The 26510-nt window shown below is 61.6% G+C and carries 25 protein-coding genes and 3 tRNA genes; 16 read left to right on the top strand and 12 right to left on the bottom strand.

What is annotated here, in order from left to right; translation table 11 throughout:
* The first annotated feature begins 250 nt into the window (after positions 1 to 250).
* On the top strand, positions 251 to 1828 hold the full coding sequence (locus tag ACX80C_RS16115) for an Ig-like domain-containing protein (RefSeq protein WP_459327470.1): 1578 nt from the start codon (positions 251 to 253) through the stop codon (positions 1826 to 1828).
* Between the two features lie 39 nt (positions 1829 to 1867).
* Here ACX80C_RS16115 and ACX80C_RS16110 read toward each other — a convergent pair whose 3' ends face one another.
* A complete protein-coding gene (locus tag ACX80C_RS16110; RefSeq protein ID WP_459327469.1) occupies positions 1868 to 2542 on the bottom strand; it encodes an alpha/beta hydrolase in 675 nt (224 codons plus the stop codon).
* An 838-nt stretch (positions 2543 to 3380) separates the two neighbouring features.
* On the opposite strand from ACX80C_RS16110, the gene ACX80C_RS16105 reads away from it, so the two are divergent.
* The 3 genes from ACX80C_RS16105 to ACX80C_RS16095 all read left to right on the top strand — a co-directional run bounded on the left by ACX80C_RS16105 (position 3381) and on the right by ACX80C_RS16095 (position 6534).
* Positions 3381 to 4688 carry an ABC transporter substrate-binding protein gene (locus ACX80C_RS16105; RefSeq protein WP_459327468.1) on the top strand — a complete coding sequence of 436 codons (1308 nt, stop codon included), beginning with the start codon at positions 3381 to 3383 and terminating at the stop codon, positions 4686 to 4688.
* A gap of 83 nt (positions 4689 to 4771) precedes the next feature.
* Positions 4772 to 5626 (top strand): carbohydrate ABC transporter permease, encoded by an 855-nt coding sequence (locus ACX80C_RS16100; RefSeq protein WP_459327467.1) that lies wholly within the window; start codon positions 4772 to 4774, stop codon positions 5624 to 5626.
* A 170-nt stretch (positions 5627 to 5796) separates the two neighbouring features.
* The gene (locus ACX80C_RS16095) at positions 5797 to 6534 is read left to right on the top strand and encodes a carbohydrate ABC transporter permease (RefSeq protein WP_459327466.1); all 738 of its coding nucleotides are present in this window, start codon (positions 5797 to 5799) and stop codon (positions 6532 to 6534) included.
* 392 nt (positions 6535 to 6926) lie between these two features.
* Here ACX80C_RS16095 and ACX80C_RS16090 read toward each other — a convergent pair whose 3' ends face one another.
* Positions 6927 to 7121, bottom strand: coding sequence for a PAS domain-containing protein (locus ACX80C_RS16090; RefSeq protein ID WP_459327465.1), 195 nt, complete (start codon positions 7119 to 7121; stop codon positions 6927 to 6929).
* A 531-nt stretch (positions 7122 to 7652) separates the two neighbouring features.
* Here ACX80C_RS16090 and ACX80C_RS16085 point away from each other — a divergent pair.
* The 5 genes from ACX80C_RS16085 (at position 7653) to ACX80C_RS16065 (ending at position 10362) form a co-directional block, all read left to right on the top strand.
* Positions 7653 to 7898, top strand: a complete 246-nt coding sequence (locus ACX80C_RS16085; RefSeq protein WP_459327464.1) for a hypothetical protein — start codon at positions 7653 to 7655, stop codon at positions 7896 to 7898.
* A gap of 3 nt (positions 7899 to 7901) precedes the next feature.
* Positions 7902 to 8030, top strand: a complete 129-nt coding sequence (locus ACX80C_RS16080) for a hypothetical protein (RefSeq protein WP_459327463.1) — start codon at positions 7902 to 7904, stop codon at positions 8028 to 8030.
* A 39-nt stretch (positions 8031 to 8069) separates the two neighbouring features.
* The gene (locus ACX80C_RS16075) at positions 8070 to 8810 is read left to right on the top strand and encodes an FHA domain-containing protein (RefSeq protein ID WP_459327462.1); all 741 of its coding nucleotides are present in this window, start codon (positions 8070 to 8072) and stop codon (positions 8808 to 8810) included.
* A gap of 213 nt (positions 8811 to 9023) precedes the next feature.
* Positions 9024 to 9200, top strand: a complete 177-nt coding sequence (locus ACX80C_RS16070; RefSeq protein ID WP_459327461.1) for a DUF1059 domain-containing protein — start codon at positions 9024 to 9026, stop codon at positions 9198 to 9200.
* A gap of 10 nt (positions 9201 to 9210) precedes the next feature.
* Positions 9211 to 10362: an EAL domain-containing protein gene (locus ACX80C_RS16065; RefSeq protein ID WP_459327460.1), complete on the top strand. Its 1152-nt coding sequence runs from the start codon at positions 9211 to 9213 to the stop codon at positions 10360 to 10362.
* A 1046-nt stretch (positions 10363 to 11408) separates the two neighbouring features.
* Here the strand turns inward: ACX80C_RS16065 and ACX80C_RS16060 are convergent.
* The 3 genes from ACX80C_RS16060 to ACX80C_RS16050 form a co-directional block, all read right to left on the bottom strand.
* Positions 11409 to 12434: a polyprenyl synthetase family protein gene (locus ACX80C_RS16060; protein WP_459327458.1), complete on the bottom strand. Its 1026-nt coding sequence runs from the start codon at positions 12432 to 12434 to the stop codon at positions 11409 to 11411.
* A 216-nt stretch (positions 12435 to 12650) separates the two neighbouring features.
* Positions 12651 to 13463 carry an ABC transporter permease gene (locus tag ACX80C_RS16055; RefSeq protein WP_459327457.1) on the bottom strand — a complete coding sequence of 271 codons (813 nt, stop codon included), beginning with the start codon at positions 13461 to 13463 and terminating at the stop codon, positions 12651 to 12653.
* Entirely contained in the window at positions 13460 to 14458 is a 999-nt protein-coding gene (locus ACX80C_RS16050) for an ATP-binding cassette domain-containing protein (protein ID WP_459327456.1), read from the bottom strand. The genes ACX80C_RS16055 and ACX80C_RS16050 overlap by 4 nt, the downstream gene beginning before the upstream one ends.
* An 83-nt stretch (positions 14459 to 14541) precedes the next feature.
* On the opposite strand from ACX80C_RS16050, the gene ACX80C_RS16045 reads away from it, so the two are divergent.
* Positions 14542 to 15012: a MarR family winged helix-turn-helix transcriptional regulator gene (locus ACX80C_RS16045; RefSeq protein WP_459327455.1), complete on the top strand. Its 471-nt coding sequence runs from the start codon at positions 14542 to 14544 to the stop codon at positions 15010 to 15012.
* A 219-nt stretch (positions 15013 to 15231) separates the two neighbouring features.
* Here the strand turns inward: ACX80C_RS16045 and ACX80C_RS16040 are convergent, their stop codons facing one another.
* Genes ACX80C_RS16040 through ACX80C_RS16030 form a run of 3 tightly spaced genes read right to left on the bottom strand, consistent with a single transcriptional unit; the run spans position 15232 to position 18039 of the window.
* Positions 15232 to 16680: a glycosyltransferase family 2 protein gene (locus ACX80C_RS16040; RefSeq protein ID WP_459327454.1), complete on the bottom strand. Its 1449-nt coding sequence runs from the start codon at positions 16678 to 16680 to the stop codon at positions 15232 to 15234.
* Between the two features lie 9 nt (positions 16681 to 16689).
* On the bottom strand, positions 16690 to 17661 hold the full coding sequence (locus ACX80C_RS16035; RefSeq protein ID WP_459327453.1) for a HEAT repeat domain-containing protein: 972 nt from the start codon (positions 17659 to 17661) through the stop codon (positions 16690 to 16692).
* A 9-nt stretch (positions 17662 to 17670) separates the two neighbouring features.
* Entirely contained in the window at positions 17671 to 18039 is a 369-nt protein-coding gene (locus tag ACX80C_RS16030) for a response regulator transcription factor (protein ID WP_459327452.1), read from the bottom strand.
* Between the two features lie 178 nt (positions 18040 to 18217).
* Between ACX80C_RS16030 and ACX80C_RS16025 the strand changes: the two genes are divergently transcribed.
* Entirely contained in the window at positions 18218 to 19453 is a 1236-nt protein-coding gene (locus tag ACX80C_RS16025) for a P-loop NTPase family protein (protein ID WP_459327451.1), read from the top strand.
* A gap of 129 nt (positions 19454 to 19582) precedes the next feature.
* On the opposite strand, the gene ACX80C_RS16020 is transcribed toward ACX80C_RS16025, so the two are convergent.
* The 3 genes from ACX80C_RS16020 to ACX80C_RS16010 all read right to left on the bottom strand — a co-directional run bounded on the left by ACX80C_RS16020 (position 19583) and on the right by ACX80C_RS16010 (position 19924).
* Positions 19583 to 19658 (bottom strand) — tRNA-Phe (locus ACX80C_RS16020).
* A gap of 57 nt (positions 19659 to 19715) precedes the next feature.
* Positions 19716 to 19789, bottom strand: a tRNA-Asp gene (locus ACX80C_RS16015).
* A 62-nt stretch (positions 19790 to 19851) separates the two neighbouring features.
* Positions 19852 to 19924, bottom strand: a tRNA-Glu gene (locus ACX80C_RS16010).
* A 73-nt stretch (positions 19925 to 19997) separates the two neighbouring features.
* Between ACX80C_RS16010 and ACX80C_RS16005 the strand changes: the two genes are divergently transcribed.
* The 3 genes from ACX80C_RS16005 (at position 19998) to ACX80C_RS15995 (ending at position 22996) form a co-directional block, all read left to right on the top strand.
* The gene (locus ACX80C_RS16005; RefSeq protein WP_459327450.1) at positions 19998 to 20411 is read left to right on the top strand and encodes a metallopeptidase family protein; all 414 of its coding nucleotides are present in this window, start codon (positions 19998 to 20000) and stop codon (positions 20409 to 20411) included.
* 39 nt (positions 20412 to 20450) lie between these two features.
* Entirely contained in the window at positions 20451 to 21371 is a 921-nt protein-coding gene (locus tag ACX80C_RS16000; RefSeq protein ID WP_459327448.1) for a cation diffusion facilitator family transporter, read from the top strand.
* Positions 21372 to 21517: 146 nt separating this feature from the next.
* Complete coding sequence (locus ACX80C_RS15995; protein ID WP_459327447.1) at positions 21518 to 22996, top strand: C40 family peptidase; 1479 nt, start codon at positions 21518 to 21520, stop codon at positions 22994 to 22996.
* A gap of 13 nt (positions 22997 to 23009) precedes the next feature.
* Here ACX80C_RS15995 and ACX80C_RS15990 read toward each other — a convergent pair whose 3' ends face one another.
* Positions 23010 to 24032, bottom strand: a complete 1023-nt coding sequence (locus tag ACX80C_RS15990; protein ID WP_459327446.1) for a universal stress protein — start codon at positions 24030 to 24032, stop codon at positions 23010 to 23012.
* Positions 24033 to 24295: 263 nt separating this feature from the next.
* On the opposite strand from ACX80C_RS15990, the gene ACX80C_RS15985 reads away from it, so the two are divergent.
* Both ACX80C_RS15985 and ACX80C_RS15980 read left to right on the top strand, forming a co-directional pair.
* The gene (locus tag ACX80C_RS15985) at positions 24296 to 24979 is read left to right on the top strand and encodes an FAD-dependent oxidoreductase (RefSeq protein ID WP_459327445.1); all 684 of its coding nucleotides are present in this window, start codon (positions 24296 to 24298) and stop codon (positions 24977 to 24979) included.
* A gap of 185 nt (positions 24980 to 25164) precedes the next feature.
* Positions 25165 to 26487 (top strand): MFS transporter, encoded by a 1323-nt coding sequence (locus ACX80C_RS15980; protein WP_459327444.1) that lies wholly within the window; start codon positions 25165 to 25167, stop codon positions 26485 to 26487.
* Positions 26488 to 26510: the final 23 nt, after the last annotated feature.

Genomic DNA, 26510 nt, shown 5'->3' with positions numbered 1-26510 from the left:
CCTCGCCGGTTCAGGACTGCCTCCCTAGTGCGGCGAGGGCTCCCAGCTAGGTGTCGAACGGGTCGCGTTGGGGGTGTTTCACACCGTTGTACGGGTCCGGTTCAATCAGTGGCGTGGCGCAGAGTTGCACAATGCCGCTTCACAAACAGGCTTAGTGAAGTTGGGTCAAGGTCAGCGTGCTGTCAAGTGCAGAGGGGAAGAGCGTCAAATGGGTCTTGCAATGACAGGACGAGCGGGAACCGGTTTTGGGATGGCTGTTTTCACGGCCCTGGCGCTGACAGCCCATCCGCTTGCGGGCGCATACGCGGCCACCACCTCCTACGGGGTCTGGGAGGCATTCGAGGGAGAAGCCAATGCCTATAGTGGTGCGGTCAGTTTCCCCGTGACCGGTATGCCGTCAGCTGAGCTCACTTCCACCTCACGCAGCGGCGCAGTAGGCGTGCAGTCCGGTACCACTGTGTGGTTGAGCCCGGACACTCCCGTCGGTACCGTATATGGGACAAGTCAGGGACAACAGTATGTGAATCTGCGTCCCGCCGCGGACACACCGACCGGAGCCTCCGTCACGACCTACACTTTTGACTCGCCGACACCAACCTCGGGTTGGGCCTTCACCCTCGGCGACATCGATGCCGACGCCGTCATCATCACCGCAATCGGCCCTGACGGGCTCCCCTTATCGCCTGAGCAACTCGGCTTCCGGGAAACCTTTAATTACTGCGCCGTGTCACCGCGACCTGGTACCTGTTCGGGTACCGATGGACTCGACGTTCCCACTTGGAACCCTGTGACGGGTGAGTTGCTCGGTCACCCGGCAGGCATCGATACCGTCGGAGCGGCTGCCTGGTTTGCTCCAACAGCGCCGCTGTCGTCCCTGACCTTTACCTACCGGCAGCGCAGCGGCTTCCCGGTTTATCAGACTTGGTTTTCCGTCCGCGGCAACACCGTCGGCGGGTCCGTTGGAACCGCCGAGAACCGGGTGGCTGACGTGCAAGTCAGGCTGCTCGATCCTGCAGGGAACGAAGTCGCTGCCACAACCACAGCGATCGACGGTAGCTACGGGTTTCCCGATGTTGTCGCTCAGGCTGGTTACACAGTCGAGATCTTGCCACCAGCAGGATACGTCCCGGTCGATGGCACCACACGCACAGTTGACACAACCACAACTGATGTGACGGGCGTGGACTTCACCCTGGCCCTCAACCAAGCCCCGGCAGCGGTTGACGATACCGCCACCACAACCATCGGAACCCCGGTCACCGTGAATGTGCTGGCCAACGACGACGGCGTCGATTCGGCAATCGACTCCAGCAGCACCCTCCTCCTGAACCCGGTCGACGACACATATGCGCCAACGGTGACCCTCGACGGCGAAGGCACCTACGAAACCACTGCCGCCGGGTCGGTCTCCTTCGCCCCGACGCCAGAATTCACCGGGACTTCACGCATCATCTACCAGCTCAGAAGTGCAGACGGAGACACCGCAACCGCTGACCTGGTCATCACAGTCAACCCACCAAACCCGGAGCCGTCTCCCACACCGGAGCCGTCTCCCGTGCCCGAGCCATCTCCCTCACCGGAGCCCTCTCCCGAGCCGGATCCGACCGCACCACCGGTCCCCACAGCTGAACCCACATCGGCGGTGATTCCGCCGATGGTCAACCTTCCTCCGCCGGCGGGCACGGGCGCAGAGTCAAACAACGACCGGCAGCTGCCCGCCACAGGTATAGCCAGCCAGACTCAGCTCACCGGTGCTGCCATACTGATCGTCGCGGGCGTGGTGCTAATTTATCTGCGTCACATCCGCCTCCCCGGTCGGCACCGGTAGTCTGCGATCCGATGTGCGTCGTAAATCCGTTCTCCGTCTCTAACCGAGGTCGTTGAGAAAGTCCACGGTCGAGGAGATGATCCTGTCTTGGACGGTTGCACGTTCCGCGGTTGGCTTTCCATCTCCTGGCTGCGGGCCGTAGTCACCGAAGAAGGCGTGCACGCCGCCGTCTATTTCAAGGAACGCTACATTGTCAGGCAGCAGCTCGCGTGACGCGTCGACGTCCGCCGGCGTGGTGAGCCCGTCCTCACTCCCGCTGATCGAAAGGGCGTCGAGCTGACTGCCGGACAAGTCCTCCAAGGGGTAGGACGCCCAGAACAGGAGCGCCTCAACACGATTGTCTTCGGCCGCGAACATCGCGGCGGACACGCCGCCGAGCGAGTGTCCTCCCACCGCCCACGTCGTGATGTCAGGGTGGTCCTCCAAAGCCTCACCCGCCTGGCCTGATAGAAGCAGGGAAATCCCGAGGGGCTCCTTGAGGATCACAACGGTAGTCCCGTCGAGGGCTACCTGCGAAAGCAGGGGTACATAGGCGAGTGCTTCCACCCTTGCGCCAGGATAGAACGCAAGCCCGCGACTCGTTCCGTTAGGTGGCGTCAACGTGATCGACGTCGCGTCCTCCTCAAAGTTCACCCCCGCCAGGGCAAACCCGCTCACCGGTTGCCCTTGCTCATCGCGTGCCGGAAAGGGGCTAAGCCATGCCAAGGAGGCCATGAAGCCTATGGTCAGCAGCGACGCGAGTGAGCTCAGAACAATCCGAACCCATGATGTTTTACGGTGACGCCGCCAAGACCGGACCACCAAAATGGACAAGATAATTCCGAGTACGAGCGCCACAACCAGCAGACCGGGTAGGACTGGGTGAGAGCGGGCCACCGCCGGATTGGTGAAGAACATCCACAAAGGAACCAGGACCAGCGCGATCGATGCCAAACCAGCGGGAATCTGACAAAGCATGGCACACTCCCCTCTCTTACAAGCTACGCCCCGTGAAGGGCTAACAGTATTCTCTTACCACCGGCGATGCCCAACTATGGAAAGCAGCATCCGATTCGGCGAGATCAGGGTGGTGTGATGAAGCTTTCGCGGACGAGCTGTGGGCGAGTTATCCGCATGGCTCATCGATCAGGCCAGAGCTACCGACCTTGCGTGTGATTAAGGCACTTAGCGCGGCGTCACGTGCGACTTGGAGCCAAAAGGTCTCGCCGCCGCCTTGGGCAAGGGTTGGGCCTCGGCGTCGAATCGTCTGCTGCTCGCATTCACGGGGATGGGCTGGCAGCGGCCCCATGTTGCGGCCGGACTGACTGACGGAGCTATAACTGAACTTCATCGTGCGTTGCGGGAGACCGTTGTCACCAATGAGTGCGACGGGGTTTGGTAGCGGTAGTTGGACCCGGTCGTCGATCTGCGGGTTCATGAGGCGCGATGATTATTCGGACGTCATCACTAGACAAGCTTACAATCAGACTGGCTTACTTAATGCTCAGTATCGTTCAGCATCGACTGATACTCAGCGTCATGTACTTCCTAGACCGATGGATGGGATAAGAGTATGCAGGTCAGCAGGCGACAGGTTCTCGGCGGCGCTGGTGCGCTTTCCGTTGGTGCTCTTCTGAGCGCATGTTCTGGATTTTCACAACCGCAGAGCTCTGACGGTAGTTCGGGTGAGACCAACGAGTTGCGGTTCACCACGTGGGGTAGTGAGGCTGAAGCGGAAGGTTTCCGCAGAGGCATCTCAGCCTTCGAAGAGGCCAACAGCGGCGCACGCATCAATTTGGACTTAGTTCCATATGAGCAGATTTTCCAGAACATTGATGCCCAGTTGCAGGCCGGCAACGCACCGGATCTGTTTAGAGTCGACTACGGTAACCTCGGCGTTTACAGCAGCCAGGATCAGCTGCTCAGTCTGGCGGACTACTTTGATTCCGCTGAGGTCGAAGCGTTCATCCCGGCCTTGTGGCGTGCGGTGGAGTTCGACGGCATTCCCTATGGTGTTCCCCATCAGACGGATACTTCCGCACTCGTGTACCGGATGGACCTCATGGAAGAGGCCGGAATCACGAATATCCCGACTAGCCTGGATTCTGCGTGGACGTGGGAGGAGTTCGACCAGGCCGCCGCCACGTTACGCGAATTTATGCCGAACGATCAGTATCCCTTCGCCTATAACTGGCAGCTGGCCGGATCCGTGCGCTGGCTGAGCTGGTTGTTCCAAGCAGGCGGCAGATTGCTGGGTGAGGACTTGACTTCATCGGCGATCAACTCACCGGCCGGAGCGCGGGCACTCGACTTTACCAAGGGCTTTTTCGAGAAGAACCTTGTTCCGCCGAACAGTTCGGTCAAATCAGCCACTTACGCCAGTGACGCCTTCGTATCCGGCACCACGGCGATGCTGTTCGCTGGCAACTTCATCCTTCCTGATCTCGATTCTCGCATCACAGATTTCGAATGGGGTGCCACCTACCTGCCACGTGATGAACGGGCGGCCTGTGACCTCGGTGGCAATGCCCTTGTCGCAACGAAGAACGCCCGGAACCCTGACCTTGCCGCTGCTTTTCTGAGATTTATGGTGCAGGAAGAGCAGATGACCGACTTTGTCACCCGAGCATCCGAGCTTCCCACGTTGCAAAGTCTGGTCGGTGCTGACCTTGAGTACGCCGTCCGACCAGACATCGCCCCTATCTGGGTCGAACAAGCAACAACTCTCACACCAAAAGATGTCGAGCAGCTCGCTTCCCCTGCACTGGCTGAAATCAACGTAGCGCTCAGCAATCAACTGGAAGCCGCCTTCGTTCAACAACAGCCCACCGACCAGACCCTGGCAGCCATCGCCGAGGGCATCACTCAAGCAACAAGCTAATGGCGGCTGAAGCCCCCGTGCGCCAGGACCGGTTATCAACTGGTGCGCCACCGCGCAGACGTAGCTGGCGGCGATGGCTAGAAATGGCAGGAGCTACCGGCTTTCTGCTACCCAGTTTCGTTCTGCTTGGCCTGTTTCTGTTTGTCCCGCTGGGCTGGGCTTTCCTGATCAGCTTCCAAGCCTCCGGCGGGTTCGGTGGCACCGAATGGATCGGCTTCACCAACTATCTCCAGCTCATCAATGATCCCGTGTTCTGGCGTTCTCTGCTGAATACGATCCTCTTCACAGCGATCACGGTGCCGCTGAGTATGGGTCTCGGACTTGGACTCGCGGTGCTCATGAATTCGGTACTCCCGGCCCGGAGACTCTTCCGTACCCTCATATACGTTCCCATGGTGATTTCCGGAGTGGCGACAGCGCTCATCGGACTCCTACTCTTCGACGAGAACACTGGTGTGATCAACAAGCTACTGGGAACCGCCTTCCTGGGATCAGTGCCCTGGCAATCCGAGGGAACCGCTGCAATGACATCAGTCATCCTCATTACCCTATGGATTCGACTGGGCTTCAACATGGTCATCTATCTCGCCGGATTGCAAGGCATCTCACCTGAGCTTTACGAGTCGGCCCGGCTGGAAGGAGCCGGCGGATGGCAGCAGTTTCGTCACATCACGCTCCCATTGGTAGGGCCGTCGTCGTTCTTCCTGCTGATCATGAACGTCATCTACTCCTTCCAAGTATTCGACACCATCTTCGTGCTTACCGGTGGCGGTCCTGGTCGGTCCACCTCAGTTTTGGTGACATACGCCTACGAGAACGGCTTCGTCACCCGCAACCAGGGGTACGCCGCCGCAATCGGCATCGTCATCTTCCTCTTCACGTTGATTTTCACCGCCCTGCAATGGCGCGGCAGCCGAACCCGTGACACGGCCGGATAGGACACGCCATGACCAGAACCGCCCACGGCACATCCCCGGTCATCAACGCTGCCCCTGAACCGGTCATCGAACGACGAAAGATAGTCCCGCCGAAGGTGCGGGCCGCCTACTGGGCACGCGTCTGTGCAGCGGTACTGAGCGCACTGATCATGGCCTTTCCCCTGTATTGGATGATCACCATCGCGCTCACTCCGCAATCCGAAATTCTCAGCAGGGAACTATCGTTCTGGCCGCAGCAGCCCACGCTGGATAATTTTCGCCGGATCTTTGCAGCATTCCCTGCCGCGACGTGGTTCGGTAACTCAGTCGTCATCACCGGTATCGTCACGGTGCTGACCGTGACCGTGAATCTGCTTGCAGGGTACGCTTTCGCGAAACTGAACTTCCCCGGCAAAGGGGCCATTTTCCTGCTGGTGTTGAGCACCATGATGATCCCGGTACAGGTTATTATGGTCGCGCAATTCCGACTGGTCACCGAACTGGGTATCTACGGCACCTTCTGGGCGGTGATTTTTCCCTCCGCAGCCTCGGCATTTGGCATTTTCCTTGCCCGCCAATTCATCATCGCCATCCCCGACGAACTCCTCGAAGCAGCGCGAATGGACGGAGCCGGCAGTATCCGAGTCTTCCTGCGCATCGTGCTGCCGCTGTGCAAACCACTGATCGCCGTACTCACGCTACTCACCGTGATGTATCAATGGAACGACTTCGCATGGCCCCTGATCGCCCTCAAAGACAGCGAACTGTTCACCCTGCCCATCGGCCTACTGTTCCTGCAAGGCCAATTCACCACCGACTACGGAGCCATCATGGCTCTAGCCCTGATCTCCGTTACACCCATCGTGCTGCTCTTCCTGGTCTTTCAGAGATACTTCGTGCAAGGACTCGCACGCACCGGCATCCGATAACTCCGCTTCGAAACCACGTTCGAAACGCCTCGCCATCAGAGTCTTCAGAAACGCGATAGGGCCGTCGGCAGGCGCCCGCCGGGCAGGTGCCTCTTGAGACATGCGCTAGGACCGATGTGGCCGACCTCGGACTATCACCGCTGCCACGGTGCATGGCCGAAGTCCACCAATTGTTGCCTCGCAGCCACGGCTCGCGGGGAAGACCTCGTGCGGTTCACTCCTTCCGACGATACAGTAAGCATGCTTCCCTTTAAGGTAGTGGGCATCGATTCGGCGCCGTGTTGCTGGGCGTCCACCCCTTGCGCGGGTGACCGCAGCACCAGCCTTTTAACCGCTAAATGTAGATGAAAGCGGGAATGATGTCGGATCTGAATCAGTGGTCGACCGCACGGTTATTGATCACGTCCGCTCACCGTGTGCCCAACCGCTTCTTCCCTGCTGTAACCGAAGAGGCTCTCGGCGGCCCGATTCCAGTCGGTGACCACACCGGCGCCGTCCATCCCCACGAACCCATCGGCGGCGGTATCAATCAACCGCTGCGCGCGATCATTGATGGCTAGCTGGTCCGTGAACCGGTCATCCAACATACTGTCCCTCATATCCGGCCAGCCGGATACTTCCGGCGATGCTCAATGAATCAGTCGTCACGGCTCAGTCAGAGACCAGTGCACAGCAGCAATCGCGCGCCAATTCACGCACCAAAGTTGCAAAGAACTATCGACCGCTGCGCCGTCTTCGTTAGTACCGAGCCCGCAGCACGAACGGTCGAAGGAAAGTGTTTCAACCTCACCGACACGCCATTTGTGTCTGCCTCACGTAGATCCATGCCCCAGGCAGGAACAAGAAACATCCACACTGTGCGCGCAATACGGATCAGAACCCTGCTCGGCAGAAACCCTCGTTCGCCGAGGGAGTGAAGCCGCTGGGTCGCATCGACGATCACTGTCGACAGACCCTGTCAGCAGCAGCGAAGGCCTCGGTCACCAGACCTACAGCATCCACCGCGCGATTCTCTGCGTTGGGTTCCCCTGAAGTGCTGAACCGATTAGGCTCGGGCATGTCAGGTCAGGCGGGTAGAGGGCGCCAGGCAAAACCTCTTAAGCGCAAGGAAGCATGCCATGTCTGAAAACACCTCTGCCGACAGTAACCACAGCATCCGCGACTGGGCCGACCTCGCCGAGGAGATGTGGTCCTATCTCACCGGCAAGGGTGCGGCAGTCAACTACAGTTTCATCGACATGACCATCGAGGTTCCCCGGGATATCGGCCCGGACGCACCTAGGGCCACCTGGAAACTTAATGGGACAGTGCGCGTTACCACCAGTGATAACGACGCCGCAGGCTCCGACAGTCACCGGAGCTGATCCGTGGGACAGCGCATCCGGCTGGACATAGACCTCTCTGTTTCGCTGCATGACCCGGATGCGGCAGGCCAACCTGGTGAAGGAAAGCACGGAACCGTCACGGCGGCGGGCTCCGAGGTAACCATTTACTGAGACAAACCCTCACTCGCCGGTCTCGGCGGGGCAGGATCGATGGAGAGCCTTCGGCAACTCGGTGCAAGCCTCGCCACCCAGGGACTCACTGTGACTCTCGCGGGCCCAAGCGGCACCATCGTCAGCCTGGGTGCGGTCGAGACATCCGCGACGCAGCGGCTTATCACCCGCTCACCGCACATTCGAGCAGGGTCGCTGGCAGCGCTGGCACCGTTACTCAAATCCCAGAAACGCGGCGGCGGGCCTGGTCTTGTGCCGCCTTCGACTCCACTGCCCATCGTGCCGACCGTGAACCGGCGCGTCCGCCGCCGCCAGATAACCACCACTCATCACACCGCCGGCAGCGGTCGGCCGCGGCTGATCTTCGTACAAAACTCCGAATCGTGGGACGGGCAGATCCCCCGAGAGGTGAACCTCGCGGGAAGCACAACAGTGATCGGTAGCGCACCCGAATCGGATCTCGTTCTTGAAGGTCTGCTCCCACTCCATGCCACTGTGGAACACAACGACGACGATGAGTACGTCCTCATCCCGCACGGACCCGTCCGCGGAAGTGTGCAGCCGCATGAACCGACCATCTTGCGCACCGGAGCGCGTGTGCACCTCGGGAGCTGGTGTTTGGCCTATTTCCGCGAGGAATACGCAGACCACGGACGGCCTTTCGGCGGTAGGAGCGGCGGAGAGTTAGCCTACCAACGCCCGCAGTACGATCCACGCACAGGAGCGGTCGAAGAAGACGGCTCGAGGGGAATCGGGGACTTCCGCCAGAACCCCCACTAATCGAAACGACGCTTGAGCTTCGCGGAGCGACTCGAACGGGACGTGCGCACCCGCATTGCCAGAGGCGCGCGGTGAGCACCAATTCAGGTACGACGGCTTACCGATAATGAGCTGCAGCCGATTGTTCTAGGCATCTAGTGTGATTGCCGTCATGGCATCGTCCCGCTGTGACAATCACTCCACCCGTTCTGTGCCCTATGAGAGGTAGCTGCTGTGAAGTCATTTGCTTGTGGAGATGTGGTTCCTAGTTGTGAAGCCCACTGGGTGTGCAGCACCGAGGACGAAATCCTCGTCAATGTCGCAGCACATGCTCGGGAGGTGCATGGACTGGTCGAGATCTCGGATGACCTCGCCCTGTCGGTCCGCCGGTCTATCGTCGCCGTGAGCTGAACGACGCTCGATGCTCTCCAAGGCCGATAGCGGAAGGCTCGTCTCGTTGGACCTGCTGTCGCAGGCGTGCCTGGGTCAGGGATTGGGCAGCGCGTACCAGCCGATTGTCGACACGGTCCGCGGATCCGTTGTCGGATATGAAGCGCTGGCACGTTTCCCCGGTTTCGAGGAGAAAAACCCCGAGGTGTGGTTCATCGCTGCCCGCACACACGGCGTAGCTGCGGAGCTTGAGGCTGCAGCTCTCCGTTCGGCGCTCAGTGCCCGCAACACGATGCCGCCGAATTGTTTCCTGACCGTCAACGTTTCCCCCGACTTGTTGAGTGCTGATCAGATCCGCGAAATCTGGCGCGCCGAGGATGACTTGTCGGGCTTGGTCGTCGAGCTGACGGAGCAGACCGCGATCGACTCCTATCTGCACCTTGAACCGGATTTGAACCGGCTGCGAGCGGCAGGGGCGTTGATAGCGGTCGATGACGCCGGCGCCGGCTACGCGGGCTTACGTCATCTTCTCTCCCTTCGTCCCTCGATCATCAAGATTGACCGTGATCTCATTCATGACGTTGACCGCGACGAAGCCAAGCGGGCCATGATCGAGATGCTTGGCACGTTCGCAAGCCGGGTGGATGCTTGGATCCTCGCCGAAGGAATCGAAACAGCCGAAGAACTCGACACGGTGACCGGGCTGGGCGTCCCTCTCGTGCAGGGCTATCATCTGGCTCGACCGTCCGATCCCTGGGCTGGTATACCGCTGGACATCGCGCACCGCTTAGCAGCGCGTACACGGACGGATTCGCAGGAGTCGCTCCGCAGGATTGTGGAACCCGCAGTCACAGTTTCCACGATCGAGTCCGCTGCTCGGGCTTTTGGAGAGGACCCCCGGCTGCGGACCGTGGTGTTGCTCAACGCCGAACGACGGCCAGCGTGCGTCTTGGACGCCGAGTCAGCCGCCCTCGGGATCACCACTCCTGCCCTGCGGGTGAACCTGGACACACCGATCGATACAGCTCTCGCACGCTCGATGACCCGAGAACCACAGGAGCGCTACCACCCCTTGATCATCACTGACAACGCCGGACGCTTCGCGGGAATCGCACGCATGGAGCGGATGATCACGGCATTGGCCACGAGAACCGCGGCATTAAACCCAACGGAGGTGTCCTAGTCGGCGAGGTGCTGGCTGAACCGGCGGATCTCTTCATGAAAGCGCAGGGGACCTCGTCATGGATATTGTGACCGATCCGCGGGAAAGCCACGGTAGTGCACTCAGAGAGTGACGAGGCGAGCTTCACGGTGTCGCCACCATGAAGGGCACTGCCGTTGTTCTCGTCGGCGGCAAGCAGCAGGACCGGGCACTGAATCCGTGGAAGGTCTTGATCTGGGTCGACCCCGTCGAACAGAGCACCATTCAAGGGATCGTCGAAGACTCGGGGGTCCAGTTCATGCCACCGCTGTGCACGCACCTGAACGGCCGCTGCGCCAACGGCTTCCGACAAGGTCCTCCCGTCCGGCTCGCGCCAACCCTGCATCCACCGAGTCAGTTCAGTGACCGTCTCACCCCGCTGATGATGATCGACCAGCACCTCGCGGTCGCCTTGAAAACGAAACCGGTATCACTGTGTCCGAGACGAGGCTGCTGCGCCAAGTACATGGGTGGATCCTCAAGGACTATCGCTCGTACCAGTTCTGGTTCACGGGCCACCAGATAGGCGGCCACTAAGGCTCCGAGTGAATGCCGACCACAATTGCCGGTCGTCCCACGACCTGGGCGAGGAAACGCTGACATCCCGGCCGTAATCCGTAAGGCGATTCCTTCCAGCCCTATCGGAGGCACCATGGCCCCGGAACTCCAGCGCGTACGCATCCGACCACTCGGCGAACCGGGGCAGTAGCGGAGTGAATGTCTCGACCGGACAATGGAGGCCGTGCACCAACACAACCGGAACACCATCGGCTGGCGCTCGAAAATACCGGCAGGAGACCCCGTCTAGGTTCACCCGTTGAGGCAAGAAATCATGCACCTGATATCGCCCTCCCTCAGAAGCTGACCGCTCCTACTCGGAACGCATCGCTATCGCCGCACTGTCAGCGGCCGATTGTCCCTCAACATAAATCGTGGCAGTACTTGTCACTGTGCTTGTCCTCGATCACTGGGGCCTCTTCGGATACACCGCAGCGTACATGGCACGGTGTGATTCTTGCAGAGCAGTTTCAACAGACTCGGCTGATCACCGCGGTAACGAGCGGTTCCAGGCCCTCCCGAAGGCGTTCCGGGATCCGACCGTCCATGAGGTGGTCGCGTGCCCTTCGCACGTGGTCTTCAGCGAGTGTTGTCACGTAAGATTTGGCTCCCATGTTGATGAGGACGGAGCGTATGTACGCCGCTTCACGCCGGGAGAGGCGCGGTGATCCGATCAACGGCGCAATTGAATCCCAACCGGGTTGAGAGGCCGCGTAGATGATCAGTGCTGTTCGTTTACCCTCGCGCAAATCACCGAGAGTGGTTTTGCCGGTGCGCGACTCTGTACCAAATACTCCCAGTAGGTCATCGACGAGCTGGAATGCCACGCCAATTTCTCGGCCGAATCGTCCTAGTGCGGCGATCACCGACTCAGAAGCACCGGCTAAGGTGGCTCCGACTTGAAGGGGTGCTTCGAACGTATACACCGCAGTTTTCAAATGACTCGTCATGACAGCCAATTCCGGCGGTGGGATCGTCGGTGAGGTGGTGGCGTCGACATCAAGATATTCTCCGGCCGCAGCAGTGAACACCGCATGATCCAACAACCTCATGATTGCTCGCCGGTTCTTCGCCGGCGCCTCGACATCGGCCAGCAGGCTGTAAGCCTGCGACAAAGCCAGATCACCGGCGATCACACCCACGGATGCCCCGACGTGGGTCGCGTCCGCCATGGTAACTCCCGCGCCCAAGGCGCGACTGCGATACCTCCCGGAAACGTTCGGCACACCACGGCGGACATAGTCCCGGTCGATCACATCATCGTGAATCACCAGGGCAGTATGCAGCAGTTCGAAGGCCGCACCGGCCGTCGCCGCCGAATTCGGATCCAATCCCCCACAGAGTTCGTAAGCGCGCATCACCATGCGCGGCCGAATTCTCTTGCCGCCGACAGTGCTCGCTTCGATGGCCTCCCATAGCTCGAGATAGCCGCTATCGAGCTCGGCCGCCTTCTTCTTCGAGCGCTCGAAGAACTGTGCGAGCATTTCCTCGACCACCCAGTCACCGGAGTCGGCCCACACATCCGAGGTGGGCGAGACGAACTGTTGAGGCTGATGCTCGGTCATCGGCCTCAGACACCACGGGAAGGAGCTGACGACGACGAATCCACGTATCGCATAGCCGCCTCCTTTATCTCGATGATGGAACTAATCTACTGCCTAGTCATGCGAAGCTCCCGCTGCGCGTACGGCCGTAGCGCACGCTGACCCGCATCAAGTGCGGGACACGCGGCCGCGCAGCGCCGTGAAGGCCAGCGTGAAACTGACGGCGCCGACACCGGCGACGGCGAGCAGACCCGGACCCAAGTCGGCCCAGATCCACCCGTCGCTGAGCAGGGAACGTAACGCTGCCAGAAGGTAGGTAATCGGGTTGAAGTCGGCGATCGTCGCCAGCCAGCCGGTGAGGGCTTCCTGTGGCAGGAACGCGGTGGTGAGAAACGCGAATGGAAAGAACAGCAGGAATGAGGAGTTGACTGCGCCCGGGCTGCCGGTGCGCAACGCAATGGCGTAGGGGAAGCCGGTGAAGGCCAGCCCCCAGAGCCCGGCGATGAGAACGAAACCCACCATTCCTGGGATGCCGGTGGTGAAGTTGACGCCGACGAGGAAGCCGAGGATCAGCACCGGCACACACAACGCCATGACAAGTACGAGGTCCGCAACCATCAGTCCGAGTAGGAGCGCTGACCTGCGCATCGGGGTCAGGAGTAGGCGGTCGAAATAGCCGCTGCTGATGTCCGTGACCAGGCCGCTGGCGCGGGAAACACCCGTGACAGCGAAGATGATCGCCACGGGTAGTTGGAACGCGCGAAAGTCCTCGACGCCTCCTGCCTCGGCCACCGGTTCCAGAGCGCCGATGTTCACGACGAAAAAGAAGACCGGAATGATCAGGGCGGGTATCACTTCGGCTGGTGTGCGCGGAATCGCGCGTAGCGCCCGGGTTGCTACGGAGGCGAGGTCCCGGAGGAAGCCTGCCCGGCGCGGCTCGATTTTCACCGAGGCTGAAGTGGCGGCGGGATGATTGCTCATGCGGACTCCGTTTGCTGATGACCTGTCTCACCGGAGCTGGTATCGCTACGGCTGGTGGTGATGTGCTCACCGGTGACCGAAAGAAATACGTCGTCCAGCGACGGGCGGCGTAGAGCGAGCTCACGCACGTCTGCACCGGGAACCTCGGCCAAAGCCACGGCGATCGGACTGATCGCTGACGGCCCGTCGGTTACTTTTAGCGTTAAGGTGCTTCCGCTGATAGTGATGTGCTGCACCGTGTCCAGCCGCTGTAATGCCGATTCCGCTTGGCCGGATTCACCGCCGAGGGTCACGACGACGACGTCGGAACCGATCTGTCGTTTCAGCTCCGTCGGAGTACCTTCGGCGACCAGCTTGCCCTTGTTGATGATTCCCACACGGGACGCCAATTCATCGGCTTCTTCTAAGTATTGCGTGGTGAGAAACACAGTCATTCCCAATTCGGTGTTGAGCCTGCGCACCTCCTGCCAGACACGAGCCCGGCTGACCGGGTCCAATCCGGTCGTCGGCTCATCCAGGAACAACACCTCTGGATCGTGGATGAGAGCTAACGCCAAATCGAGGCGGCGCTTCATACCGCCGGAATACGTGCCAATCCTGCGGTCAAGTGCGTCACCGATATCGACCAGATCGGTCAGCTCAGCGATCCGGTGCCGTGTGACCTGCGGTGTCAATCCATAGAAACGGCCCTGCAGGGTGAGCATCTCCGCGCCGGTCTGCTGATCATCCAACGCTGCGTCCTGCAACGCCACACCCGCGCGCAGACGAATCTCCCCCGACTCGGTAGCGACATCGAATCCCACCACACGGGCACGACCCGATGAAGGAGTGATGAGCGTGCACAACACCCTCGTCAGTGTCGACTTACCAGCCCCGTTGGGGCCGAGGAAACCATAAATTTCCCCCGCCGCCACGGACAAGCTCACTCCATCGACCGCAGCACGACCACCAAATCGCTTGATTATACTCTCCGCCACAATCGCCGGTTCCAACACGCTCATACTCGCTCCCGCCCGCTACGCCCAACGCACACAGTACGATTATCGAAAGGTTCGATGGTCAAACAATAGGAGTTGGGGTGGAGACGCACAAGGGCATGGACCGCAAAGATCAGGTGGGTGGGTTGCTACAACGTTTCGCTGCGGTATCGGAGGATCTCAGCCGCACCTTCGCCACCCGGCACGGCATGCACCACACAGCGGCCCGCGCCATCGTCGAATTGATGGAAGCCGCCCAAACCGGCACGCCCTTGACCGCCGGACAACTCGGCGAGGTCCTCGGCCTCTCCCCCGCCTCCGTAACCGCCCTGGTCGATCGAATGATCTCCGCCGGGCACGTCCGACGTGAAGCGCACCCCACCGATCGACGGCGCATCCTGCTCACCGTGGAACCAGCAGCAGTGGAACTGGGGGACGAATTCTTCCGCCCCCTAGCCGACGAACTCCTCACCATGATGGACCAATACACTGACCAGGAACTGGAACTCATCAGCCGGTTCCTTCAGGACTCCACCCTGACAATCCAAAAACACCTTCACGGCTTCGACTGAAGGCGGCCACACTGGGCGGCAAGCGCGATCACCGCTCTTGTTTCTCGCGCAAGGTCATGATGAGAACGGTCCGAAGAGGAATAATCCGTGGCCGTGGCTGATCGGCATAGGCGTAGTATTCGCTGCCTGCATCGTCTTGTTCATAGTCGGGCGCTTGATTGATATTTAGCAGGTTCCGTTCGTCGGATACTGGCTTGCTCCGATGAGGGTCAGCTTCCGCTACTTCGACGCACTCTCGAATCCCGTACGCGTCATGGTTCCCCAAACCTGCTTCTTTCCGCGCAGCGCGGCCCACCAGCCTTGAATGCGCCACACCGCGGTGAGCTGCCGGTAACCGAGGTTCTCCTGGACTGAGACGAGAAGTGCCACCCACAGGTCCCGCCAGCGGTTGTACCGGTGGAAGGAAGCTTCCTCCACCAGCAGGGCCATGAGCGACACGAAAATGGCGTAGAGGTAAGCGACTGCGATGAACGCTAGCGCATAGGGAACGTTGACCACTCCGAGCAGCAGGCCGAGCGGCACGATGATGATGCCGAAAAGCTCGATCGCCGGGGCAATGAGTTCGAAGATCCAGTAGTACGGCAGCGCCACCATGCCAATGGAACCGTAGCGTGGGTTGAAGGTCATGCCCCGATACTTGGTGAGCACTTCCCACAGTCCGCGGTGCCAGCGCCGTCGCTGGCGCGCCAGGACGGCTGCCGTGGACGGCACCTCGGTCCAGCACACCGGTTCGGCGATGAAGACCACGCGGTACTTCTTCTTCGCCAACCGCATCCTGCGGTGGAGCCGCATGACTAGTTCGAAGTCCTCGCCAATGCAGTCCGCGTCCAGGCCACCCGCTTCGATAACGAGGTCCCGCCGGAACATCCCGAAGGCACCGGAGATCAGGATGAGCGAGTTCAGCTGCGACCAGCCGGCACGCCCCAGCAGGAAAGAGCGCAGGTACTCAACGATCTGGATCCGCGCGAAGTAGTTCCGGGGCATTTTTACGTTCACAACCCGGCCGCCAACAACTTCGCACCCGTTGGCCACCCGCACCACTCCGCCGGTTGCGATCACGCGCTCGGGATCGTCGGTGAAGGGCTTGGACACCACCAGGAGGGAATCGGGATCAAGGAGGCTGTCGGCGTCGACCATCACCACGAGATCCTTGGACGCGGCGTTGAGGCCCATGTTCAGGGAGTCGGACCGACCGGAATTCTCGGTGTCAATGACGACGATGGGCAGCGCCGCATCTCGCGCACGATACACCGCGCGCACCTGCCCCCGGACGGGCACCTTGATCAGCACCTCGCGCGGGTCTTCAACGAGCCCGTACGCGTCGATCAGGATCTGCAGCGTGTCATCCGTGCTGCCGTCATTCACGATCACCACCTCGTGATCGGGGTACCGCAGGTCCAGCACCGAACGTACCGAGGTGGCGATGACCGTGCTCTCGTTGTACGCCGGGATGATCACCGAAATGCCGGGACTGAGCGGCGATGCGGCCGTGGTGCGTGCACCCGCGAACGACTGGCGCCGCAAGTGCGCGGTGAAGTTCACGCTCGCGAAAAGGATCAGCAGCAGCAGCGAAGTGTTGATGACAAGGAAATAGGCGAGGATCGGGTAGGCAGTTACCTCGAAGACCCACTCAACGCCGGACCTCAAAGCCTCGATAATCGCGTCCACGTGTTCCCCCTACCAGTCCACCAGGATTCGCCGGACGTCCGCATCGGCGCTCTGCGCAACCTGTTTCCGCACCTCGCGCGCCTCAGCCCCCGGCATGACTTTGAGCGCCTGGCCCGCGGCCTGCCGGACCGACGGCGAGACAACCGGTGCGCGGGACAGGTCCGCCAGAACGTGCGTAGCGGGCTTGTAGCCCAGCCTTCCCAGCGATCGTGCGCACGCCGCGATAACGACGTCGGACGCGTCCTCACGATCCGGTTCCGCCATCAGGCACTCAAACAGGGCATCCGCAGCCTCCGACATGAGCAGCAGCCCCACCACTGCGGCGGACCCGTAGCGGATACCCGGGTCCGGATCACGGAGCCCCTCGATGAACACCGCAGGGTCCTGCTCCGGCAGGTTGAGCAGCGCGGTGGCCGCGACCGAGTGCGGAATACCGCTCCCCAGCGCCAGCGCGTCGACCAGGTGACCGCCGGCCTCAGGACGGGCCGCGACACCCAGGGCACGGGCCGCGACCAGCCGCACCTCAAGACTCTTGTCCTTCAGCGCCGCAGTCAGCGGATCGACAACGTCTGCTCCGCCAAGGATCCCGAGGAGCTCAGCCGCTTTCGACCGCTTCACCGCGCTCGATGAGGTGATCTGCTCGCGGGACTTCTCCAGCAAGCCACGCCCGGCCAGCACCTGGACCATGGCTTCCCGCACTTCGCCGCGGACCTCCGGGATCATCCGCAGGAGGGCCTCCTCGACGTGCGCACCAACGGGACCGGACGCCGCGACGAGACTGCCAATCAGCGCATCCAGCTCATCATCCTCAGCGACGGCGAGCTTCACCGCCTGTTTGCGGATCGCGGCATCGTAGGCGGCTCGTCGGCGCTCGCGGCGATGCCGCGCACCCTTAACCACGACGACGGCGGCCAGCGCGGTCACGCACGCAATCGCGAGAATGACGATGGCCATGGCCAGGACGTCCCAGGAGACCAGCACGGGACGCTTCTAGCGGGCCAGGATTCCGGCGACCCGGGCCGCGAGCTCGCGCGGACTGAACGGTTTCACCACGTAATCGGTAACACCCGCCGCGAAGCCGCTTTCGATGTCGCGCTCCTGGTTCTTCGCGGTCAGGAGGATCACCGGGACGGAAATGGGCGGCTCCGCTGCGCGCATCATCCGGACCATGTCCACTCCGGACATGCCGGGCATCATGACGTCCGAGATCACCAGGTTGTAGGTATTCCGCGAGGCAAGCTCGAAACCGGAAACGCCGTCGCCTGCAGTCTCCACCTCGTATCCGCTGGACTCCAGCTTGGTTGAGACCAGGTCGCGGATGTCGGCGTCATCATCGACCACCAGGATCTTGTGTGGCATTGCAGCCCCCTCCATGCATGCTCGTTACAGGTTTTCACCGCTGTTTGGTCTAAGCGTAACGGCAGGGACCGGATGCGAAACCGCGAAGCACAGAGTTGATAACTTTATCAAGTATGATCGACGAAACTTTGCGGCTGATAACTTTATCATGACAAATCTTGCTGATAAAGTTATCAACATGCGTAACGCACTTAACAGTCCGTTCAGTCCCGGCTCCGACAACGTTCCGGAGATTTGGGCCGGCCGCACCGAGCAGCTCAGCGACTGGCGCGACGTCATGCGCCCGCGCAGACTTGCCGGATTGCCTGAGCGTGGCAGGACCATTCTCGGTGAAGCTGGTCTGGGCAAATCGACCCTGGTGCGCCGCATCGCACGCGACGCTGCTGCCAGTGGCGGCTGGTCAACGCCGCAGCTGCGCATCCCTTCCGGGGCTGATCCGCTGAAGCTGGTCGCGGCAGCTGTGCTGAAGCTCGCCGACACCGCTGGCCTGGCCTCCTCCCGCGAACAGAGGATCAAAGACGCCCTGGGCCGAGTGCAGGCCGTTGCGGTATCCGGCATCTCGCTCTCTCTGCACCAGCAGTCCGGCCCTGAGCCCTACACAGTGCTCACTGAGCTGCTGGTCGAGATCGGCCGCGCTGCGATCGCCCGGGGCAATGTCATGGTGCTGATCCACGTCGACGAGGTCCAGAACATCACCGGCGATAAGGCCCTCTCCCAGCTGCTGATTGCGTTGGGTGATGCCATCGTGCACGAGGAGACCATCACTGCTCCTGGTGGCATCACTGTGTCCCGGTCATTGCCGATCGCGGTGTACCTGACGGGTCTGCCCGACTTCGCCGACATGGCTGGCGCCCGCACGGGGGCGACCTTCGCCCGCCGCTTCAAGACCACCACGCTGTCAGCCATTGATGACGAGGACCTGGCATCAGCTCTGCAGCCCTTCGTCATCGACGGCTGGGAAGTCCCTGACGACTTGGGCAGTACCAACAGGGTCCACATGGAACCTGATGCTGTGACGGCGATCATCGATCTCTGCCGCGGTGAGCCGTTCCTGTTCCAGCTCTCCGGCGAGCAGGCCTGGTACGCCGGAAGCACTGACGTGATCACGCGGCCCCAGGTCCTGGCTGGCTGGAAAGCGGCGCGTTCTGAAGCTATTACTCATGTCGAGCGGATCCTCGATCGTCTGCCGGGACGTGAACGTGAGTTCCTCCGCGTGATGGCTGAGCTTCCTTCCAAAGAGCGCACCCTCACCCGCATTGCCCAGGAGATGGGTCACGACAAGCCGACAGCTGCAGGACCGACGTCGCAGCGCCTGGACACAGTGCGCGGCATCATCGAGCGCGGTAAGCCCTACACGTTCCGCCACCGCGCCGTGGAGGCGTACCTGACCAGCGACTGGCCCGACGTTGTCTAGAGCATCTGCGTTTTTCGCAGGCACTGTCATGCAAGAGCAGCTTGAAGGCCTGATCTGAAAGTGCGGGGTTTATGCGGGGTGACCGACTGTTAGATAAGTAAAAGCCCCCGGTTTCCCGAGGGCTTTCAGTGGTGGCTCCGACCGGCGTCGATCCGGTGACCTTTCGATTTTCAGTCGAACGCTCTACCAACTGAGCTACAGAGCCTTGCAACCATCTTACGATGATCACCGTTTGACGCTCGGATCTCTCCGGCCGCCGAAGCGACCCTGACGGGACTTGAACCCGCGACCTCCGCCGTGACAGGGCGGCGCGCTAACCAACTGCGCTACAGGGCCTTGCGATTTTGCAAGAGTTTTATCCTAACAGCACCGTGACGGTGCATTGGACCACTCCTGCGTACCCCCAACGGGATTCGAACCCGTGCCGCCGCCGTGAAAGGGCGGTGTCCTAGGCCGCTAGACGATGGGGGCCAGGACCACACAAGTACTTTACTCCTCGTTGTGGACCTCTAAAACTATAGGGCCTCGGCAACGATTACACAAAATGCGAAGAACCCTCCCAAGGGCGCCCAGTAGAGTTTCCTCCGTGCCCATTGAGATGAGCCTTGCGGACTTCGAGTCGGCCGTTGATGATGCCATTGACCAGATCCCGGACAAGCTGGCCCGCGCGATGAACAACGTTGCGATCTTCGTCAAGGAAGAGTACGAGCCGCAACCCGGAGAGGACCCGGAAACCGAACTCCTCGGCCTTTATGAAGGAACCCCGCTCACGGAGCGTGATTCGTGGTGGGACGCCGGTTCCCTGCCTGACCGCATCAGCATTTTCCGGCAGCCGCTGCTCAGGTTATGCGACTCCCGGGAAGAACTGGTCGAGGAAATCCTGGTCACGGTGGTCCATGAAGTTGCGCACCACTTCGGCATCGACGACGAGCGCCTCCACGAACTCGGCTGGGGATAACCTGCTGCTTCCGCCGCGTCTCCACTTCATACTTGTTACATGAGTGCACATTCGCACGGGCCGCACCCCGTCACCGCGACCGGAAAGCACCGGAAGAAACTGGTGCTGGTCATGGCGATCACGCTTGCCGTCGTCGTCGTGCAGGTTATCGGTGCGGTGCTCTCCGGCTCGCTCTCCCTGCTTGCCGACGCCGGTCACATGCTCTCGGACGCAGCCGGAGTGTTCATCGCGCTGCTGGCAGCGTGGATCGCTTCACGGCCGGCAACGGACCGCAGTACCTATGGCTACCAGCGGGCAGAAGTACTCGCCGCGCTGGCCAATGCGGTACTCCTCATGGTGATCGCGGCGGTGATCACCATTGAAGCGGTTCGGAGGTTCAGCGAACCCTCTGACGTGCGGACCGACATCATGCTCATTGCTGCAGTGCTTGGCGCGGCAGCGAATCTTGTGTGCCTGCTCATCCTGCACGGCGGCCACAAGGAGAGCCTGAATATCCGTGGCGCGTACCTGGAGGTGCTGGGGGATCTGCTGGGCTCGATCGCGGTGACTATTGCCGCCGTCGTCATCGCCCTCACGGGGTATCAGCAGGCGGATGCGATCGCCTCTGTCCTGATCGCCGTCATGATCGTTCCGCGCGCGTGGAGCCTTCTGCGGGACGTGATCAATGTGCTGCTCGAATCGGCGCCGAAGGGCGTTGACCCGGCCATGATCCGCGAACACATCCTGCGCGTGGAAGGCGTGGTTGATGCCCATGACATACACGCGTGGACCATCACGTCCGGCGTGCCCGTGTTCTCCGCACACGTGGTGGTGGACGCAGGTGCCCTGAACGCAGAGGGGGTTGACCGGATGCTGGATCGGCTGACCCATTGCCTCAGTAACCATTTCGATACAGAGCACTGCACGTTCCAGCTGGAGCCGCTTGAGCACGCTGTGCACGAGAGCCGCCAACACGCCTAAATTCTCGCCGGATCACGCGACACACCGTTACGCATGTGCCGAAATAACACCATTGTTGTTTATGGTACTCGTGTGACGAATGTTGCCAAAGTGACACTCGCCCCTCTATTCTCGTGACTGTTTGGTAACTTTCCGAGGATCGAGTCATGGTGCATACCCACCCGAAGCACACCCTGCCATTGCTTGCTGGTGCGCTTGCGGCATCGCTCCTGACAGTCAGCCTTGTTTCCGCTCCCGCAATGGCCGCCCCGAGCCTGCCCTCCGCCGCCGAGGTTGAGGCCGCCGAGGACAACGCCACCGCCACCGCCGCGCTCGTATCCGAAATCGAAGGCATCCTCGAAGGCGCCGCTGCCGAGCTGCAGAACGCGCAGGTTGATGCCATGAAGACGCAGGGCGCGTACGTCGACGCCCTTGTCGAACTGGATGAACGCCGTGCTACTGCGACCCGCCTGCACGCGCATGCGGAGCAGGCCGCGAAAGCCTACGACGCCGCCTCGGCCGAACTCGGCGAACTCGCTGGAGACATCTATCGGGCCGGCGGCATCATGCCGAACACCGCCCTGCTGGCATTCGCCGAGGATCCCGGCAGCTTCATGTACCAGGCCTCCACCGTTGAGGGATTGGCAACCTCCCGCACCCGGACCGTGAACGAGGCCCAGACGGCAGCCAAAGCACTGGAGTCACTGCGCGCCGATGCAAAGGAAGCCGAGGAAGCGGCCGCAGCCGCGGCAACAGCAGCCGAGGAAGCAGGACAGGCAACCGAGGCAGCAATGGAAACCGCCGCCGGCCTCGTGGAACGCAAGGAAGCTGAGCGCGAAACCCTCGTTGCGCAGCTCGCCACCCTTAGGGACACGACGGCGGCTCTGGAGGACCAGCGGATCGCAGGGTTGGAGCAGCAGCGTCGCGAAGCTGAGCTCGCCCGCATCGTCGCCGCCTCGGCCGAGGCGGCTACGGAAGTCGAGACCCCAGTGCCGGCAGCGCCATCGTTCGTTCCACCGGCAGAGCCGTCCGAACCGGTAGTTCCGCCTGCTCCCGGGCCGCCGCCCGTAGTCACTTCACCGGCACCCGCGCCGGCACCGCGGCCGACGACGCCCGCTCCCCTACCGGAGCCTCCCGCACCGAATCCTCCGCCAGCACCTGCACCGGCGCCGCCGCCCGCGCCCGCACCAGCACCTCCCCCGACGCCAGCACCGGCGCCCGCGCCCGCGCCTCCACCACCACCGGCTCCGAACCCGCCCACAACGAACCCGGGCGGCGTGGCAACAGCAGTCAACTATGCACGTGCGCGCGTTGGAGATCCGTACTACTACGCATGGGGCGGGAACGGCCCGCGCGGCTACGACTGCTCCGGTCTCGTCCAGCAGGCGTTCGCCGCGGGAGGCATCTCACTTCCGCGCACAGCTTCAGCACAGTTCTACGCTGCCCGCACGCACGTCCCGCTTTCACAGGCGCAGTTCGGCGACCTTGTCTTCTGGGGCGAAGGCGCAGGCATCTGGCACGTTGCCATCTACGTGGGCAACAACACCGTAGTCAACGCACTGAACCCAAGCCAGGGCATCCTCGAAGTCAACCTCGCGAACATGAGCGGAATGGGCGCGCTCAACCCGATGGCGGCACGTTTCTAGAGATTCAACCGGATCAGCCTGTTGGGCCCACCATGGGTCCGAAGCTTTCGCGATCCTTCAGCCGCGTATCCTCGCGGTCCGGGACCACCAGCACTGGCCCCTTCGCGTGATGCAGGACGCCCTGGCTGGTGGATCCCAGGAGCATCCCAGCGAAGCCGCCACGGCCGCGCGTGCCTACAACCACTAGCTCCGCGGTTCGTGACGCCTCGATCAATGTCTCTACCGGTGGGCCGTCAAGCAACTCGACCGTCATGTTCACCTCGGGGAAATGGCTCTGCAGCCAAGCCTTTCCTGCGTTGAGCTGCACCATGATCTCTGAGTGCAGGGCCTCGCGGTCAACCGGAGCCGGCATCCAGGCAAGCGACCCGGTGAACGGCGGCAGCGAACACACAACCCGCAGCGGAAGCTCTCTCGTCTGCGCCTGTTCCGCGGCCACCAGCGAGGCCATCCGCGCTTGTTCCGAGCCGTCGACCCCGACGACCACAACGTTCTCGATCTCCTCGGCCTTCGGACACGGCGCGCCCTTGGGCTTAGGCGGTTCCACGCCGGCCTCGTCAAGCCGGGGGGCGCAAAACAGCGGCACGACGACGGTGGGGCACTTCGAGTGCGCCGGCAACGCCGCGCTCACCGAACCGAGCAGGCGGCCCACGAAGCCGCCGCGGCCGCGGGAGCCAACCACCATGAGCTCCGCTTCCTCGGAGAGCTCCAGCAGCACTCCGGACGCGTCCCCCGTCTCAACCCGCGGTATGACCTCGATGTTGTGCCCGGAGATCCTGCTGACCGCTTGATCGAGAACCGCCTGCGCACCCTCCCGGACCACTGAATCATCAACCGTTGCGTACCCGGCGTCCATGCTCGACGCCGCGAACACGGGAACCGTGTAAGCCGTCACCACATAGAGCGGAGTACGACGGCGTTCGGCCTCCTTGGCCGCCCAAACAAGTGCACACAAACTCTGATCCGAGCCGTCTACACCAACAACAACCCCGTGACCGTTGGAGGGCCCTGACGTGCCCGGCGTGTAAGCCTCACCCATGTTCCGCCTCCTTGCGGTAGAACCGACCGACACCTGCGCTCAGCCTTCAATTATTTGTAGCCTACTCTTCGGTAGGTGGTCTATTCATGGCTCGAAAAGTTATGTAGGCTTCGAGAAATCGTTATCGGGCGGAGCGTCTCCCCAGGGGATCCCCCGCCCGTTTTCGAGTGCGCTTGGTTGACCCGTTCGCAGCCAAGTGTCCGCACAGCCCGGAAGAGGCGCCGGGCTGTGCGGAATTCTCCTTCCCTCAGGAGGTTTCCCGCGTGATACCGAAGCCGGCCACGGCCACCGAATCTGTGCTGCCTGCCGCAGCGGAGATGACAACCACGGTGGTGATCGGTTCGGGACTCTCCGGCTTGGCAGTAGCCAGTGAATTGAGCCGGCGCGGCGTTCATTCGATTGTTGTCGAGAGCGCGGAGTGCCTGAATTCCGGCGCGGGCCGCACCGTCATGACGGATTCCGTGTCACTTTCCGAACGCAGCGAACTTCTTCGTCTTCTGCGCTGCTACGCATCCAGCCATTCGCTCGACATCCGTCAAGAGACTCTTGCGGAGGGGCTGTGCATGGTCGGCTACTCCAATCTCCTTCCGGCTCCCGTGCTCGGATCAAAAAAGTGGGCTGTGCAGACCGGGAACGGCGTACTGCTCGCGGACCACGTGGTCCTGACGAAGTACCCCCAGAATCAGTTACGCAGGTTTGTGCAGTCGCTCGGGCTCGCCGTCGGCAGGGACCTTAAGGCGGCACTGCGGGCAATCGGGCTCTACCTGATCGGCGTCGGCGAGATGCTCACGCCGACCACGCGTGAAATTGTCCGTCAGGCGAAGGTCATCAGCGACGCGATCGTTGCCAAAGGCGCACTTGCCGCGCAGGTTGTCCAACCGGTCAAGGCAGCAGTAATGGCATCGTCAATTGCCCGCCCTGCTGTCCGTCCGGCAATCAGCGCCTGACCGGCGTCGTTATTTTCTCTCTCAACTAGCGCCACGCCCCTCGCGCGATCCGTTAGCAGTCCACTCCAGGTAGTGGTCCACCGCTCCCCCGCGATGAAAGTTCTTGACAGTTTGCGCTGATGTAATGAAACTTATATTCATACGGTCTCTCCCCGGCCATCAGCCAGAACAACAAGGACTATCCAATGAGCACACACACGCCCCTTCGCCCGCCCGGCGCCAAACAGTCGCGGCGGGCGCTCGTGGCCGGATCTGTGGGTAATTTCATCGAGTGGTACGAGTTCGGGATTTATGGGGCATTCGCCACCATCATTTCCGCGAACTTCTTCACCACCGAGGGCGCCTCCGATTTCGAGGGACTCATCAGGACCTACGCGTCGTTCGCGATAGCCTTCTTCTTCCGTCCCGTCGGGGCAGCACTGTTCGGCCGGATCGGTGACCGGATAGGGCGGCGTCCAACCCTGATCGTCGTCCTGCTCCTCATGACCGGGGCAACAACGTTGATCGGCGTACTTCCCACCTACGAGGCGATCGGTATTACCGCACCCATACTCCTCACCCTGGTGCGCATCCTGCAGGGGCTATCTGCCGGCGGCGAGTTCGGAGGCGCTGTTGCGCTGATGACGGAGTTCGCCCCTCCCGGGAAGCGCGGACTGTTCGGGTCCTGGCAGTCGTTCACTGTGGCTCTCGGCCTGCTGGCCGGAGCAGGGGTTGCCGCTGTACTCTCATCCACACTGAGCCCTGAAGCCCTCACCTCCTGGGGTTGGCGGCTTCCGTTCCTCCTCGCGCTGCCCCTTGGCCTCGTGGCACTTTACCTACGCCTGAAGCTCGAAGAGACTCCGAACTTCCAGCGTGCCGCAGCGGCCGAGAAGGCAGGTACTCCTGACATCGCGGTAACACATCCGACCAAGGGCCAAACCGCTGCGGCCATCGCGATTGGCATCGGCCGCCTCATGGGATGGTCAGCCGCCGGCTACACGTTCCTGGTTGTCCTGCCGTCCTACTTGCAGACCAGCCTCGACACCACCTTCCAGGCCGCGCTGATCGTCACCGTACTTGCCAACGCAGGGTTCGCTGCATCAATCATCCCGAGCGGAATTCTCAGCGATCGGATCGGGCGTCGTCCGGTGATGGTGGCCGGTGCCGTGCTCATCGTCCTCCTAGCCCTCCCGCTGCTGAACATCCTCCAGAATCCGGACAGCTCACCGTTCCTCATGGGCGCCGGCGTCTTCCTTGCAGGAGCCATCGTTGGAATGATGGCCGGACCGGGCCCAGCCATGCTCTCTGAAATGTTCCCGACGACCGTCCGTTACACGGGCCTCGGGCTCGCCTATTCGCTGTCCAACGCGGTGTTCTCCGGTTGTGCGGGACTCATCATCACGGCGCTCATCGCCTCCACCGGAAACAATGACATCCCCGCCTACTACGTAATGGTGATCTGCTTCGTCAGCGTCTTTGCCCTCGCCTCCCTACGGCGCAACACCCACAAGGAAGCACTACGGGACTAGATTGCAGTTGAGGAAAGGAATCA

It is taken from the genome of Arthrobacter tecti (assembly GCF_054511355.1).
Note: the sequence above shows the minus strand (reverse complement) of the source record. Positions and strands in the feature narration are given on the sequence as shown.

Bases quoted from the DNA above. Each gene is read 5' to 3' on its own strand.
- ACX80C_RS16115 (WP_459327470.1), top strand. From the start codon at position 251: ATGGCTGTTTTCACGGCCCTGGCGCTGACAGCCCATCCGCTTGCGGGC.
- ACX80C_RS16110 (WP_459327469.1), bottom strand. From the start codon at position 2,542: ATGGCCTCCTTGGCATGGCTTAGCCCCTTTCCGGCACGCGATGAGCAA.
- ACX80C_RS16105 (WP_459327468.1), top strand. From the start codon at position 3,381: ATGCAGGTCAGCAGGCGACAGGTTCTCGGCGGCGCTGGTGCGCTTTCC.
- ACX80C_RS16100 (WP_459327467.1), top strand. From the start codon at position 4,772: ATGGCAGGAGCTACCGGCTTTCTGCTACCCAGTTTCGTTCTGCTTGGC.
- ACX80C_RS16095 (WP_459327466.1), top strand. From the start codon at position 5,797: ATGATCACCATCGCGCTCACTCCGCAATCCGAAATTCTCAGCAGGGAA.
- ACX80C_RS16090 (WP_459327465.1), bottom strand. From the start codon at position 7,121: ATGTTGGATGACCGGTTCACGGACCAGCTAGCCATCAATGATCGCGCG.
- ACX80C_RS16085 (WP_459327464.1), top strand. From the start codon at position 7,653: ATGTCTGAAAACACCTCTGCCGACAGTAACCACAGCATCCGCGACTGG.
- ACX80C_RS16075 (WP_459327462.1), top strand. From the start codon at position 8,070: ATGGAGAGCCTTCGGCAACTCGGTGCAAGCCTCGCCACCCAGGGACTC.
- ACX80C_RS16065 (WP_459327460.1), top strand. From the start codon at position 9,211: ATGCTCTCCAAGGCCGATAGCGGAAGGCTCGTCTCGTTGGACCTGCTG.
- ACX80C_RS16055 (WP_459327457.1), bottom strand. From the start codon at position 13,463: ATGAGCAATCATCCCGCCGCCACTTCAGCCTCGGTGAAAATCGAGCCG.
- ACX80C_RS16030 (WP_459327452.1), bottom strand. From the start codon at position 18,039: ATGCCACACAAGATCCTGGTGGTCGATGATGACGCCGACATCCGCGAC.
- ACX80C_RS16025 (WP_459327451.1), top strand. From the start codon at position 18,218: ATGCGTAACGCACTTAACAGTCCGTTCAGTCCCGGCTCCGACAACGTT.
- ACX80C_RS16005 (WP_459327450.1), top strand. From the start codon at position 19,998: ATGCGAAGAACCCTCCCAAGGGCGCCCAGTAGAGTTTCCTCCGTGCCC.
- ACX80C_RS16000 (WP_459327448.1), top strand. From the start codon at position 20,451: ATGAGTGCACATTCGCACGGGCCGCACCCCGTCACCGCGACCGGAAAG.
- ACX80C_RS15995 (WP_459327447.1), top strand. From the start codon at position 21,518: ATGGTGCATACCCACCCGAAGCACACCCTGCCATTGCTTGCTGGTGCG.
- ACX80C_RS15990 (WP_459327446.1), bottom strand. From the start codon at position 24,032: ATGGGTGAGGCTTACACGCCGGGCACGTCAGGGCCCTCCAACGGTCAC.
- ACX80C_RS15980 (WP_459327444.1), top strand. From the start codon at position 25,165: ATGAGCACACACACGCCCCTTCGCCCGCCCGGCGCCAAACAGTCGCGG.